Origin of the sequence: Pseudomonas juntendi, assembly GCF_009932375.1 — a bacterium.
In the GTDB taxonomy this organism is placed as follows: Bacteria; Pseudomonadota; Gammaproteobacteria; order Pseudomonadales; family Pseudomonadaceae; genus Aquipseudomonas; species Aquipseudomonas juntendi.
Genome location: NZ_BLJG01000104.1, coordinates 1 through 13,846 on the forward strand (window position 1 = coordinate 1; position 13,846 = coordinate 13,846).

A 13,846-nucleotide genomic window follows, 5' to 3' on the forward strand; every position below is an offset into this window, starting at 1 on the left:
CCGGCGATCAACGCGAAAAGGGGGCTGTAAGCCTAGACAAGGAGTAAGAGTGCCTGGCATAAGATACTGGCGTTGCAAGCTAGGTTGTGGGACCCTGCCGGCCTCTTCGCGGGCTTGCCCGCTCCCACAAGGACCGCACAGTATCTGAAATCTGTGCTGTACCTGTGGGAGCGGGCAAGCCCGCGAAGAGGCCGGCACAGGAATACTCAGGATATAGAACACTGCAACACCACAGGCTTGTTCTTTACATTTTTTCACACTCGCCCTACAGGTATTAACAGCCGCCCAGCAATGCCTGCCGTAGCATATACCCGGTCATCATCGGAAGATCCGCATGCCTACTACCCTCTCCCTTCGCCTGCGCCCAGTGGCGCTTCTGGCGTTTCTGAGCCTGTCCCTGGCCGGCTGCGGCAACAGCGCCGAGCAAGACGAACAGGCGCCCACCCCGCAAGTACGGGTGGAAACCCTGCAACTGCAGCCCTTGGCCATCAGCAGCGAACTCAGTGGCCGCATCCTGGCCCCGCGTACCGCAGAAGTGCGCGCGCGGGTCGCCGGCGTGGTGCTCAAGCGGGTGTACCGTGAAGGCAGCGACGTCAAGCAAGGCGATGTGCTGTTCCTGATCGACCCGGCGCCGTTCAAGGCCGACCACGACAGTGCCCGCGCAACCTTGGCCAAGGCCGAAGCCACTCGCTACCAGGCCCGCCTGCAAGAGCAGCGCTACCGCCAGCTGGTCGACGACAAGGCGGTCAGCCGCCAGGAATACGACAATGCCAAGGCCAGCCTGCTGCAGGCCGATGCCGCCGTAGCCGAAGCCAAGGCGGCACTGGCGCGCGCCCGCCTCAACCTCGGCTATGCCACGGTCACCGCGCCCATCTCCGGGCGCATTGGCCGTGCCCAGGTCACAGAAGGCGCGCTGGTCGGGCAAAACGAGAGCACCCCGCTGGCGACCATCCAGCAGTTGGACCCGATTTACGCCGATGTCACCCAATCCACCCGCGAGCTCAATGCCCTGCGCCGCGCCTTGCGCGCGGGCGAGCTGCAGCAGGTGGGCGACGGTCAGGCCCGGGCGACGCTGATCCAGGACGACGGCAGCGCCTACCCACTGCCGGGCAAATTGCTGTTCTCCGACATCAGCGTCGACCCCAGCACCAACCAGATCACCCTGCGCAGCGAGTTCCCCAACCCGGACCTGGACCTGTTGCCCGGCAGCTACGTGCGCGTGCGCCTCGAGCAGGCCGTGCAACCCCATGGCCTGAGTGTGCCGCAGCGCGCCATCCTGCGTGACAGCGCCGGGGTGCCCAAGGTACTGGTGGTCGACCCGCAGGCGCGGGTGAGCGAGCGCGAGGTGGTGCTGGGCAATACCCAGGGCGACCGCTGGATCGTCAGCGCCGGCCTGGCCGCTGGTGAGCGCGTGGTCATCGAGGGCCTGCAGCACGTCAAGGCCGGCGACCAGGTGCAGGTCGACCCCAGCCCACAAACGCCGCCCATCGCACAGCACAACGGCCAGTGAGGGCCTGACCCATGCCGCAATTCTTCATCGACCGCCCGGTATTCGCCTGGGTGGTCGCGCTGTTCATCCTGCTGGCCGGCGCGCTGGCCATCCCGCAACTGCCGGTGGCCCAATACCCCAACGTGGCACCGCCGCAGGTCGAGATCTACGCCGTATACCCCGGCGCCTCGGCAGCCACCATGGACGAAAGCGTGGTCAGCCTGATCGAACAGGAACTCAACGGCGCCGATAACCTGCTGTACTTCGAATCCCAGAGCAGCCTGGGCAGCGCCACCATTACCGCCACCTTCGCCCCGGGCACCCACCCGGACCTGGCCCAGGTCGACGTGCAGAACCGCCTGAAGGTGGTCGAGTCCCGCCTGCCGCGGCCGGTCACCCAGCAGGGCCTGCAGGTCGAGAAGGTGTCCACCGGCTTTCTGCTGCTGGCCACCCTCACCTCCACAGACGGCAAACTCGACGAAACCGCCCTGTCGGACATTCTGGCGCGTAACGTGATGGATGAAATACGCCGCCTCAAAGGCGTCGGCAAGGCCCAGCTGTATGGCTCGGAACGGGCCATGCGCATCTGGATCGACCCGCGCAAACTGGTCGGTTTCAACCTCACGCCCAACGACGTGGCGGACGCCATCGCCGGCCAGAACGCCCAGGTAGCCCCTGGCAGCATTGGCGACCTGCCCAGCCGCAGCACTCAGGAAATCACGGCCAACGTGGTGGTCAAAGGCCAGCTGAGCACGCCGGATGCGTTCGCCGCCATTGTGCTGCGGGCCAACCCCGACGGCTCCGTGGTCACCCTTGGCGATGTCGCCAGGGTGGAAGTCGGCGCACAGGAATACCAGTACGGCACCCGCTTGAACGGCAAGCCGGCCACGGCCTTCAGCGTGCAGCTGGCACCGGGCGCCAATGCCATGCAGACCGCCACCCTGGTACGGGCGAAACTGCAGGACCTGGCGCGCTACTTCCCCGAGGGGGTCAGGTACGACATCCCCTACGACACCTCGCCGTTCGTCAAGGTGTCGATCGAGCAGGTCATCAGTACCCTGTTCGAAGCCATGCTGCTGGTGTTCGCGGTGATGTTCCTGTTCCTGCAGAACCTGCGCTACACGCTGATCCCGACCCTGGTGGTACCGGTGGCACTGATGGGCACCTTCGCCGTGATGCTGGCGCTGGGCTTCTCGATCAACGTGCTGACCCTGTTCGGCATGGTGCTGGCCATCGGCATCCTGGTCGATGACGCCATCGTGGTGGTGGAAAACGTCGAACGCATCATGGCCGAAGAAGGCTTGCCGCCCCGGCAAGCCACGCGCAAGGCCATGAGCCAGATCAGCGGCGCGATCATCGGCATCACCCTGGTACTGGTGGCGGTGTTCCTGCCCATGGCCTTCATGCAAGGGTCGGTGGGTGTGATCTACCAACAGTTTTCGGTCGCCATGGCGGTGTCGATCCTGTTCTCGGCATTCCTCGCCCTCAGCCTGACCCCGGCACTGTGCGCCACGCTGCTCAAGCCTGTGGCCAAGGGCGAACAGCATGCACGCAAGGGTTTCTTCGGCTGGTTCAACCGCCGTTTCGAGGGCATGAGCGATGGCTACCAGCGCTGGGTCATGCAAGCGCTGCAACGCAGCGGGCGCTACCTGTTGCTGTATGCGCTGCTGCTGGGGGCATTGGGCTATGGCTTGAGCCAGCTGCCCACGGCGTTCCTGCCCACCGAAGACCAGGGCTACACCATTACGGACATCCAGCTGCCGCCTGGCGCCAGCCGCATGCGCACCGAACAGGTGGCCGCCCAGATCGAGGCGCACAACAGTGAAGAACCGGGGGTCGGCAACACCACACTGATCCTGGGTTTCAGCTTCTCGGGCAGCGGGCAGAACGCTGCGCTGGCCTTCACTACCCTCAAGGACTGGTCCGAGCGAAGTGCCGAACACACTGCCCAGTCGATTGCCGAGCGCGCCAACCAGGCCTTCACGCAACTCAAGGATGCGGTGGCCTACGCCGTGCTGCCGCCGCCCATTGACGGGCTTGGCGAGTCGACCGGCTTCGAGTTCCGCCTGCAGGACCGGGGGGGCATGGGCCACCGCGCGCTGATGGCGGCGCGTGACCAGCTGCTCGAGCAGGCCGGCAAGAGCAAGGTACTGAGCAACGTGCGCGAAGCCTCGCTGGCGGAAAGCCCGCAGGTGCAGCTGGAGATCGACCGCCGCCAGGCCAATGCCCTGGGCGTGACGTTTGCCGATATCGGCTCGGTACTCGACGTGGCAGTGGGCTCCAGCTACGTCAACGACTTCCCGAACCAGGGCCGCATGCAGCGCGTGGTGGTGCAGGCCGAAGGCGACCAGCGCAGCCAGGTGCAAGACCTGCTGAACATGCATGTGCGCAACAGCAGCGGCAAGATGGTGCCGTTGGCCGCGTTCGTCCAGGCCAAATGGGTCAGCGGCCCGGTGCAACTGACGCGTTATAACGGCTACCCGGCGGTGTCGATTTCCGGCGAACCGGCCGCCGGCTACAGCTCTGGCGAAGCCATGGCCGAAATCGAGCGCCTGGTGGCGCAACTGCCCGCCGGTGCCGGCCTGGAATGGACCGGCCTGTCACTGCAAGAACGCCTGTCCGGCAGCCAGGCGCCGATGTTGATGGCGCTGTCGCTGCTGGTGGTGTTCCTGTGCCTGGCTGCGCTGTACGAGAGCTGGTCGATACCCACCGCAGTGCTACTGGTGGTGCCACTCGGCGTGCTGGGTGCGGTACTGGCGGTAACCCTGCGGGGCATGCCCAACGACGTGTTCTTCAAGGTCGGCCTGATCACCTTGATCGGCCTGTCGGCGAAGAACGCCATTCTGATCATCGAGTTCGCCAAGCACCTGGTCGACCAGGGCGTGGACGCCGCCGATGCCGCCGTACAGGCCGCCCGCCTGCGCCTGCGGCCGATCGTGATGACATCGCTGGCGTTCATCCTCGGCGTGGTGCCCTTGGCGATCGCCAGCGGTGCCAGCTCGGCGAGCCAACAGGCGATCGGCACCGGGGTTATCGGCGGCATGCTGAGCGCAACGTTGGCGGTGGTATTCGTGCCGGTGTTCTTCGTCAGCGTGATGCGGCTGGCTGGCACGCGCAAAACCACAACGGCCGGCGAGGCGCTGCACGACAGCCCCTGAATGAGGGTCCCCAGGGACCCTCTGCGTTCACTTGCGGGGTTTGGTGTTGGCCTCGGACTCCCCGCGGAATCTGACGGCATCCTTCAGATCCTTGCCAGCTCGAAACTTGACCGTCATCGCCGCAGGTATGTTCAACGGTTTGCCAGATCGCGGGTCCCTGCCGACCCGCGCTGACCTTCGGACGGTCTCGAACTTGCCGAAACCCACCAAAGTGACAGGCGTGTGTGTGCTCAGCGACGCCTTGACCCCATCGATGAAGGCATCGACGGCCTTTTGGGCCATTGCCTGGCTGAGTACGGCGCGCGCTGCTACCTGTTCAATAAGTTGCGCTTTGTTCAATTGCCTTCTCCTTGGAGTCTTGCTTGCCCTCATTGCGAGCGCAAGGCTGCAGCCCTATTCAAGGGAGAAGCAGCGGCGGGCACAACTGGCAAAAATGTCAGTGCCCTGGCCCCGCGTTCACGTCCGCTGGACAACCGCTGTCGTGCGTGTGAGGGTTGCCTTCGTGCCTGCCTCGGACTTTAGCCAATGACTGAACAATTGCTCACTTGCTCTGCCCTGATCCTCGCGGGGGGCCGCGGGCAACGTATGGGCGGCCGGGACAAGGGCTTGATCAGCTGGCAGGGCGAGCCCCTGGTGGCCGCAATCCATCGCGTGCTGCGGCCCCTGACTGACGACCTGGTGATTTCCTGCAACCGCAACCAGCAGGCCTACCGGGTGTATGCCGACCAGTTGGTGGGCGATGCCGACAACGACTTCCCCGGGCCGCTGGCGGGGGTGATTGCCGGGCTGAAGGTGGCGCGGCATGCATGGGTGGTGGTGCTGGCCTGCGATGCGCCGCTGGTCGACCGCGCACTGATCGAGGACCTGCTGCGGGTTGCTGCGGCCAATGACAGTGCCGCGATGGCGCACCAGGGCGGCTACTGGCAGCCGATGTTCAGCGTACTGCCGCGCCGGTTGCTGCCGGTGCTGGAGCAAGCCTGGGCCGAGGGTGAGCGGAGCTTGCAGAAGGCCCTGTTGCGCACCAAGGTGCAAGCGCTTGAGTGCAGCGCAGACGATCGCCGCTTGAGCAACTTCAACAGCCCCGAGTTGCTGCAGGAACACGCGCAATCTCGCTGATCGCCGGCCCGGCGCAGCGGCCCCCATCGCTTGTTGCGCTTACCGCTCGTCGCCCGAACGGCACCCAGCGCAGCTCACCAGGCCAAACGAATGACAGATCATCCGCACGATGGAGATATCCCATGATCCGCATTCGCCCACTCTCTCTGTGCCTGGCACTGGCGCTGACCCCACTCGCTGGCACCAGCTTCGCCGCCACGGCCACCAACACCGACAGCCACCCACAGACCGACCAATCTGGCGGCAAGACTGCCGGTGAGGGCAGCAGCGTCAACACCCCTGGCAGCGGCAAAAGCAATGACAGTAGCGACACCGGCAGCAGCACCGATGCCGCCGATGGCGCCACGGGCGGCTCCAACAGCACCGGCGAGGCTACTGGCTCGGGTGCCGGCGCCAGCGGTGGCACCGCTGAAGATCAGGACAGCCGTTGACAGGGCCGTTTAACCATTCAGTACACAAATAAATGATTGAACACATAGTATTTATCCATTGAATGGCCCAGCCGAACTGCAGTAAGCTCGGGCTCATTCACTGGAGCGCAACATGCCAACACACATCCGCCACCTCGCCAACCACACCGGTCGCCAACCGCGCCCTGTGCTGGCCGTTGCCGGCTGCGTAGCTCCAGCAAGCTATTACTTCGGGTATTGGTTTAGCCACTAGGCGCCGATACCTGCACGGCGCCCACCTTCGAGGGGCCGCCGAACATGAGAATACTCAAACCCCCGGTCGGCTACCCGACCGGGGGTTTTGCGTTTCAGGCCTTTGAAAAAACCATCGATTCACATTGAGGACCGCTTCATGAACTACGCCACCTATTACTACGCCGACACCTACACCTGGCGATTTAGCCAATCCCGCTCGGGCCAGCCAGCCGCCTCCGATCGGTCTTGCACAGGTGGCAATGCAGCAGCCAACAGTAATTCAACGATCTGTCGAACACCTCGATAGGGCCGACCGCGCGGGCCAGCCCCCGCCGTCCGCCCAGGGAAAAATGCCATGCACGCCTCCAGCCTCGCCCTGCCCCTGACCCAGCCGCAAGCGGCCAACACCGCAGTCAGCAAACGCCTCCCCAGTGCGCACCTGCTCAAGCAGCAAATGCCGCTCGCCACAGACCTGGCCCAGCAAGTACATGCCCACCGCCAGGCTATCCGCAACATCCTCGAAGGCCACGATCAGCGCCTGCTGGTGATCGTCGGCCCCTGCTCGATCCACGACCCGCGCGCCGCGCTGGAATACGCCGACCGCCTGGCCGCCCTCAGCCGCGACGTAGACGACAAGCTGCTGTTGGTGATGCGCGCCTACGTCGAAAAACCGCGTACCACGGTGGGCTGGAAAGGCCTGGCGTATGACCCGCACCTGGATGGCAGCGACGACATGCATGCCGGCATCGCCCTGTCTCGCGGGCTGATGCTGAGCATGATCGAGCGCGGCCTGCCCATCGCCACCGAGTTGCTGCAACCGCTGGCAGCGGGCTACTTCGACGACCTGCTGGCCTGGGCAGCGGTCGGCGCGCGTACCACCGAATCGCAGATCCACCGCGAAATGGTCAGTGGCCTGGCGCTGCCAGTGGGCTTCAAGAACGGCACCGACGGTGGTATCGCCGTAGCCAGCGACGCCATGCGCAGCGCCGCACACCCGCACCGCCACTTCGGCCTGGACGCGCAAGGCCACCCGGCGATCATCGAAACCCTGGGCAACCCCGACACCCACCTGGTACTGCGCGGCGGCCACAAAGGGCCCAACTACGATGCCCCTAGCATTGCCCTGGCCCGCCAGGCGCTGGCCAAGGCTGGCTTGCAGCCGCGGATCATGGTCGATTGCAGCCATGCCAACAGCGGCAAGGACCCAGCGCGCCAGCCTGCGGTGTTCAATGAGGTGCTGGCGCAACGCCTGAGCGGCGACCGCTCGCTGGTGGGCGTGATGATCGAAGGCCACCTGTTCGACGGTTGCCAGGCGCTGGGCAAGGGCGCCCTGAAGTACGGCGTGTCGATCACCGACGGCTGCCTGGGTTGGGCCTCGACCGAAACGCTGTTGCGCGAAGCCGCACAACAACTGTGAGCCGATGGTTGCAAGCCTGGCGAGACATACCCCGGACAAGTGCGCTAGGCTTGCACTTTTTACCCCAAGGAGCAGTACCCATGGCCCGTGCAACCGCCCGTCACATCCTCGTTGCCAGCGAAGACAAGTGCAACGAACTGAAAGCCCAGATCGAAGCCGGTGCCGATTTCGCTGAAATCGCCAAAGCCAACTCCACCTGCCCGTCCAGCCGCCAGGGCGGTGACCTGGGTTCGTTCGGCCCAGGCCAGATGGTCAAGGAATTCGACACCGTGGTGTTCAGCGCACCTGTGAATACCGTGCAAGGCCCGGTAAAGACCCAGTTCGGCTACCACCTGCTGGAAGTCACCAGCCGTCAGGACTAAGCAGCCAACAGCTGTTCATGCCCCCGGTGGCAGCGGGTTCACACGCGAATACGTCAGCTCAGGCAACGAGGCTGCATGCTCGGGCGTATTCGCGGGGTAACCCGCTTCTGCATGGGTTGTGGTGCCTGTTGCTGCTTTGTTTCGCCCTCGATACCCTGGCCGCCCCCACCCATGCCCTCACGGTGTACGGCGAAGCCCCCCGCTACGGCGCCAGTTTCCAGCATTTCGACTATGTGAACCCCAGCGCCCCCAAGGGCGGCATGCTGCGCCGCTCGGCCATCGAGATTGGCCAGTTCGACCATATCCTGCCGTACATCGACAAAGGCATTGGTGTCAGCCAGGTCGATGGCCTGTTGTTCGCACCCCTGGCCGTGCGCTCATTCGACGAACCCTACACCGTCTATGGGCTGATCGCCCGGCGCATGGAGCGTGGCCCGGATGACGCCTGGCTGCGTTTCGATATCGACCCACGGGCGACCTTTGCCGACGGCAAGCCGGTGCGCGCCGAAGACGTGCGCTTCACCTACGACCTGCTGATGAGCAAAGGCAGCCTGACCTACCGCACCCAGTTCGCCGACGTCAGCGCGGTGACCGTGGAAGGCCCGCGCAGCATCCGCTTCGACTTCAAGCCCGGACACGGCCGTACCCTGGCGCTGGACCTGGCCAGCTTGCCCGTGCTGCCCGAGCACGACTGGCAGCAACGCGATTTCGCCAACGGGGCCGGCTTCGACAAACCGGTCGGCAGTGGGCCCTACCGCATCGGCCAGATCGACAATGGCCGCAGCATCACCTTCGAGCGTGACCCTACCTGGTGGGCCCGTGACCTGCCGGCCAGCCGTGGCCGCTACAATTTCGCCAAACTGCGCATCGAGTACTTCGGCGACACCGAGGTGGCGCGCCAGGTGCTTAAGGGCGGGGGCTACGATTACAACCGCGAGTTCTCCGCAACCGCCTACACCCTGGGTTACAACGGCGCCACACTGGACGACGGTCGCCTGCAACGGGCCCACCTAGGCCCAGCCAAACCGCAGGTAGCCCAGGGCTTCGTGTTCAACCTGGACCGGCCGCAGTTCAAGGACCGCCGTGTACGTCAGGCACTGGGCATGCTCTGGGACTTCGAGTGGAGCAACCGGCAGATGATGCGCAACCTGTACATCCGCCAGCAGAGCGTGTTCTCCAATACCCCGCTGGCCGCCCGCCAGCTACCCGATGCCGGCGAGCTGAAACTGCTCGAACCGCTGCGTGGCCAGGTGCCGCAGGAAGTCTTCGACCACGTGTTCACGGCACCGGTCACTGACGGCTCGGGAATCATCCGCGCCCAGCAGTTGCAAGCCCTGGCCCTGCTGCAGCAGGCCGGCTGGCATGCCGATGGCGACCGCCTGGTCAACCGCGAAGGTCAGCCCCTGACGTTCACCTTCCTCAACGGCCAGGCCGGCATGGAGCGCCTGCTGTTGCCCTGGAAGCGCAACCTGGCTCAGATCGGCGTTACCCTGAATATCCGTAACGTCGACTCGGCGCAGTACGTCAACCGGCTGATGGCCCGTGACTACGACATGGTCGTGACCGGCTACCCGGTGACGCTGTCCCCCGGTGCCGAGCTGTACAACTACTTCGGCTCGGCCGCTGCCCACGACCCCGGTTCGAACAACCTGATGGTGCTGCAGGACCCGGCCGTCGACCACCTGATCGACGGCCTGGTACGCGCTGCCAGCGAGGCCGACATGCTGCGCCACGCTCACGCCCTGGACCGGGTGCTGCAGTGGAATTACTACTGGATCCCCAACTACTACCCGCCAGGCAGCTCCACCGTCTGGTGGAACCGCTTCGGCTTGCCCAAGGTTCAGGCCACCTACGATGAAGGCCTGGACACTTGGTGGGAGATCAGCCCAACGGCGCTGACCAATGAACAGATGGCCATACGCCGGAACGCCGCCCCATGACCCGCTACCTGTTGCGCCGCCTGCTGCTGATCATTCCGACATTGCTGGCGATCCTGCTGGTCAACTTCGTCATCGTACAGGCCGCGCCAGGGGGCCCGGTGGAACAAGCCGTGGCGCGCCTGCAAGGCATCGGCGGTGGCACCCCCGGTGCGCGCTCGGAGGTTGTGCACGGTGAATCACGCGCCACCCGCGGGCTCGACCCCAAGCTGATCGAAGAGATCAAGCGCCAGTACGGCTTCGACAAGTCTGCGCCCGAGCGCCTTTGGCTGATGCTGGGCCAGTATGCCCGGCTGGACTTCGGCAACAGTTTTTTCCGTGGTGCCAAGGTCACCGACCTGATCCTCGACAAACTGCCGGTCACCCTGTCGCTGGGCTTCTGGGCCACGCTGATCACCTACCTGGTGTCCATACCCCTGGGCATTCGCAAGGCGGTGCGCCACGGCAGCCACTTCGATGCCTGGAGCAGCGCACTGATCGTGGTCGGCTACGCCCTGCCCTCGTTCCTGTTCGCCCTGTTGCTGATCGTGGTGTTTGCCGGCGGCACTTCGCTGAACTGGTTTCCGGTGCGCGGCCTGGTTTCCGACAACTTCGACGAGCTGACCCTGCTCGGCAAGGTGGCCGACTACTTCTGGCATCTGGTACTGCCCGTCGGCGCCCTGGTGATCGGCGGGTTCGCCACCCTCACCTTGCTGACCAAGAATGCCTTCCTCGACGAAATTTCGCGCCAGTACGTGGTCACCGCTCGGGCCAAGGGCCTGAGCGAGCGGCGGGTGCTCTACGGCCATGTATTGCGCAACGCGATGCTGCTGGTGGTGGCCGGGCTACCACAGGCACTGATCAGCGTGTTCTTCGCCGGCTCGCTGCTGATCGAGGTGATTTTTTCTCTGGATGGCCTGGGCCGCATGAGCTACGACGCCGCCGTGTCCCGCGACTACCCTATCGTCTTCGGCACATTGTTCATCTTCACCTTGGCAGGGCTGCTGATCCGCCTGATCGGCGACGTGGCCTACACCTTGCTGGACCCACGCATCGACTTCGACACGAGGGCGCACTGATGCTGTCGCCTGTGGCGCGCCGGCGCCTGCAACGCTTTCGCCGCAACCGCCTGGGCTGGGTCTCGCTGTGGGTATTCGCCGCCCTGCTGTCGCTGAGCCTGGGCGCCGAGCTGGTGGCCAACGACAAGCCGTTGCTGCTGGGTTACCAGGGCGAACTGTACGTACCGGCGCTCAAGCGTTATACCGAGCAGCAATTTGGCGGCCAGCTGCCGTTCCAGCCCGACTACCGCAGCGCCTACGTGCGCAAGCTGATCGAGGACCAGGGCGGCTGGATGCTGTTCGCACCGATCCCGTTCAGCGCCGACACCCCGAACTACGACTTGCAGGTCCCAACGCCCAGCCCACCGAGCAGCAGCAACTGGCTGGGTACCGATGACCAGGGCCGAGATGTGCTGGCCCGGGTGTTGTATGGCACGCGGGTGTCTTTGCTGTTTGCCTTTGCCCTGACCGTGATCAGCGTGGTCATCGGGGTGACGGCAGGCGCCCTGCAGGGCTACCACGGGGGCTGGGTCGACCTGTTCGGCCAGCGCCTGCTGGAGGTATGGTCCGGGCTGCCGGTGTTGTACCTGCTGATTATCCTCAGCGGGTTCGTCGAGCCGGATTTCTGGTGGCTGCTGGGGATCATGGCGCTGTTTTCATGGCTGACCCTGGTCGACGTGGTGCGGGCCGAGTTCCTGCGGGGGCGCAACCTGGAATACGTCAAGGCAGCCCGGGCGCTGGGTTTGCCAGACAGCCAGGTCATGCTGCGGCATATCTTGCCCAATGCCTTGAATGCCACACTGACCTACGTGCCGTTCATGCTCACCGGGGCCATCACCACGCTGACCGCGCTGGACTTCCTCGGTTTCGGCATGCCCGCGGGCAGCGCCTCGCTGGGGGAGTTGGTGACCCAGGGTAAGCAACACCTGGAGGCACCGTGGCTGGGCTTTACTGCGTTCTTTACCCTGGCGCTGATCTTGTCGCTGCTGGTGTTCATCGGCGATGCCTTGCGGCAGGCGTTTGACCCGAAGGGCTGACGTTTCAGGCAAGGTGCCGGCGCGGGCAAACAACGTATTCAGGACTTTTTCCATGCACGACAGCGACAGCCTCAAGGACTACCCCCACGTTCGGCAACTGGCGATTCGCTCGCTGTTCGAGATCATCGAACAGTCCAGCGAGGGTACGGTGATCGTCGACCGCCAGGCGCGTATCGCCTGGATGAACGAACGCTATGCCCGGCGCTTTGGCCTGGCCGACGCGGCCAGTGCGATTGGCCAGCCCTGCGAAGCAGTGATCCCCGGTAGCCTGATGCGCGAGGTGGTGAGCAATGGCCGGCCTATCCTGCTGGACATGCTGGACATGCCGAACGAGCCGTTGGTGGTCATGCGCCTGCCTATCCACGACGACCAGGGCGCGCTGATCGGCGCCATCGGTTTTGCCCTGTTCGATCAGTTGCGTAGCCTGTCGCCGTTGCTCAAGCGTTATTCGAGCATGCAGCAGGAGCTTGCCTCGACCCGCTCGCAACTGCGCGCCCGCCAGGCCAAGTACAGCTTTGCGCAGTTCGTTGGCAGCAGCGCTGCCAGCCTGGAAGCCAAGCGCCGTGCACGGCGCGGTGCAGGCAGTGACTCACCGGTGCTGTTGCTGGGCGAGACGGGCACGGGCAAGGAGTTGCTGGCGCACGCCATCCACGCCGCCTCGGCCCGGGCACACAAGGCGTTCGTCAGCATCAACAGCGCCGCCATCCCGGAAACACTGCTGGAGGCCGAGTTCTTCGGCACCGCGCCCGGTGCCTTTACCGGGGCGGACCGCAAAGGCCGCAGCGGCAAGTTGCAACTGGCCGAAGGCGGCACATTGTTCCTCGATGAGATCGGCGACATGCCGCTGGCCTTGCAAAGCAAGCTGCTGCGGGTGCTGCAGGAAAAGGAATACGAGCCGGTGGGGTCGAACCAGATGCTGCGCAGCGACGTGCGCATCATTGCGGCCACTTCCATCGACCTGCAGGCGGCCATGGCCCGCGGCGCATTCCGCGCCGACCTGTACTACCGGCTGAACGTGTTACCGATCGAAGTGCCGCCGCTGCGGCAGCGGCTGGAGGACCTGCCGGCGTTATGCGAGGCCGTGCTGGCAGAGCTGGGCAGCCAGTACGAGCTGGAAACCGAGGCGCAGCAACTGCTGGCACGCCATGCCTGGCCGGGGAATATCCGTGAACTGCGCAACGTGCTGGAGCGGGCGACCTTGCTGGCCGATCAACCACGCCTGGGGGCGGCGGACTTGCGTGCGGCGTTGGGGCCGTTGAGTCCGCTGTCGGCGGCACCGGTGCGCCAGACCTACCGCGAGGCGTGCGAGGCATTCGAGCGCTCACTGATCGCCGGGGCGTTGGCGGACCATGCGGGCAACGTGCCGCAGGCGGCAAAGGCGCTGGGGCTGGGGCGCTCTACCCTGTACAAGAAGATGGTGGCGCTTGGTCTCTGAGCAGAGACTCTTGTCTCTTTTTAGAGATAGCGGAACAAGCTCGATTGTGCAGGCAGGCAGCGTGCAAATCTGGGAGGAGATGGTGCGTGCGCTTGAACAACAAAATCTCAAAACAGAGAAGGAAACACTGCAAAAAATAAAAACTCTATGTAAATCAATAAGTTAAAAATTGGCACGATATCCGCTTTCTCCTGCAAACCGATAACAACAAGAC

At 64.6% G+C, this 13,846-nt stretch carries 11 protein-coding genes; 10 read left to right on the forward strand and 1 reads right to left on the reverse strand.

Annotated features, from left to right (window positions below; all coding sequences use genetic code 11):
- Positions 1 to 334 precede the first annotated feature (334 nt).
- Together GYA94_RS14330 and GYA94_RS14335 are read left to right on the forward strand one after the other, a co-directional pair.
- A complete protein-coding gene (locus GYA94_RS14330) occupies positions 335 to 1,510 on the forward strand; it encodes an efflux RND transporter periplasmic adaptor subunit (protein ID WP_110678405.1) in 1,176 nt (391 codons plus the stop codon).
- 11 nt (positions 1,511 to 1,521) lie between these two features.
- A complete protein-coding gene (locus tag GYA94_RS14335) occupies positions 1,522 to 4,647 on the forward strand; it encodes a multidrug efflux RND transporter permease subunit (RefSeq protein WP_161892537.1) in 3,126 nt (1,041 codons plus the stop codon).
- A gap of 27 nt (positions 4,648 to 4,674) precedes the next feature.
- On the opposite strand, the gene GYA94_RS14340 is transcribed toward GYA94_RS14335, so the two are convergent.
- Positions 4,675 to 4,986, reverse strand: coding sequence for an HU family DNA-binding protein (locus tag GYA94_RS14340; protein WP_161892538.1), 312 nt, complete (start codon positions 4,984 to 4,986; stop codon positions 4,675 to 4,677).
- A 186-nt stretch (positions 4,987 to 5,172) separates the two neighbouring features.
- Here GYA94_RS14340 and mobA point away from each other — a divergent pair, with 186 nt between their 5' ends.
- The 8 genes from mobA (at position 5,173) to GYA94_RS14380 (ending at position 13,632) form a co-directional block, all read left to right on the forward strand.
- Positions 5,173 to 5,763: a molybdenum cofactor guanylyltransferase MobA gene (gene mobA / locus GYA94_RS14345; RefSeq protein ID WP_110678399.1), complete on the forward strand. Its 591-nt coding sequence runs from the start codon at positions 5,173 to 5,175 to the stop codon at positions 5,761 to 5,763.
- Between the two features lie 122 nt (positions 5,764 to 5,885).
- Complete coding sequence (locus GYA94_RS14350) at positions 5,886 to 6,194, forward strand: hypothetical protein (RefSeq protein WP_029884859.1); 309 nt, start codon at positions 5,886 to 5,888, stop codon at positions 6,192 to 6,194.
- 568 nt (positions 6,195 to 6,762) lie between these two features.
- Entirely contained in the window at positions 6,763 to 7,824 is a 1,062-nt protein-coding gene (locus GYA94_RS14355; protein ID WP_009686646.1) for a 3-deoxy-7-phosphoheptulonate synthase, read from the forward strand.
- 80 nt (positions 7,825 to 7,904) lie between these two features.
- Positions 7,905 to 8,186 (forward strand): peptidylprolyl isomerase, encoded by a 282-nt coding sequence (locus GYA94_RS14360; RefSeq protein ID WP_009686645.1) that lies wholly within the window; start codon positions 7,905 to 7,907, stop codon positions 8,184 to 8,186.
- Between the two features lie 11 nt (positions 8,187 to 8,197).
- A complete protein-coding gene (locus GYA94_RS14365; RefSeq protein ID WP_371928266.1) occupies positions 8,198 to 10,126 on the forward strand; it encodes an extracellular solute-binding protein in 1,929 nt (642 codons plus the stop codon).
- A complete protein-coding gene (locus GYA94_RS14370) occupies positions 10,123 to 11,181 on the forward strand; it encodes a microcin C ABC transporter permease YejB (RefSeq protein WP_161892539.1) in 1,059 nt (352 codons plus the stop codon). The genes GYA94_RS14365 and GYA94_RS14370 overlap by 4 nt, the downstream gene beginning before the upstream one ends.
- Positions 11,181 to 12,197, forward strand: coding sequence for an ABC transporter permease (locus GYA94_RS14375; RefSeq protein ID WP_161892540.1), 1,017 nt, complete (start codon positions 11,181 to 11,183; stop codon positions 12,195 to 12,197). Before GYA94_RS14370 ends, GYA94_RS14375 begins: the two co-directional genes overlap by 1 nt.
- A 52-nt stretch (positions 12,198 to 12,249) precedes the next feature.
- Positions 12,250 to 13,632 (forward strand): sigma-54 interaction domain-containing protein, encoded by a 1,383-nt coding sequence (locus GYA94_RS14380; RefSeq protein ID WP_161892541.1) that lies wholly within the window; start codon positions 12,250 to 12,252, stop codon positions 13,630 to 13,632.
- Positions 13,633 to 13,846 lie beyond the last annotated feature (214 nt).

Bases quoted from the DNA above. Each gene is read 5' to 3' on its own strand.
- GYA94_RS14330 (WP_110678405.1), top strand. From the start codon at position 335: ATGCCTACTACCCTCTCCCTTCGCCTGCGCCCAGTGGCGCTTCTGGCG.
- GYA94_RS14335 (WP_161892537.1), top strand. From the start codon at position 1,522: ATGCCGCAATTCTTCATCGACCGCCCGGTATTCGCCTGGGTGGTCGCG.
- mobA (WP_110678399.1), top strand. From the start codon at position 5,173: ATGACTGAACAATTGCTCACTTGCTCTGCCCTGATCCTCGCGGGGGGC.
- GYA94_RS14350 (WP_029884859.1), top strand. From the start codon at position 5,886: ATGATCCGCATTCGCCCACTCTCTCTGTGCCTGGCACTGGCGCTGACC.
- GYA94_RS14355 (WP_009686646.1), top strand. From the start codon at position 6,763: ATGCACGCCTCCAGCCTCGCCCTGCCCCTGACCCAGCCGCAAGCGGCC.
- GYA94_RS14360 (WP_009686645.1), top strand. From the start codon at position 7,905: ATGGCCCGTGCAACCGCCCGTCACATCCTCGTTGCCAGCGAAGACAAG.
- GYA94_RS14370 (WP_161892539.1), top strand. From the start codon at position 10,123: ATGACCCGCTACCTGTTGCGCCGCCTGCTGCTGATCATTCCGACATTG.
- GYA94_RS14375 (WP_161892540.1), top strand. From the start codon at position 11,181: ATGCTGTCGCCTGTGGCGCGCCGGCGCCTGCAACGCTTTCGCCGCAAC.
- GYA94_RS14380 (WP_161892541.1), top strand. From the start codon at position 12,250: ATGCACGACAGCGACAGCCTCAAGGACTACCCCCACGTTCGGCAACTG.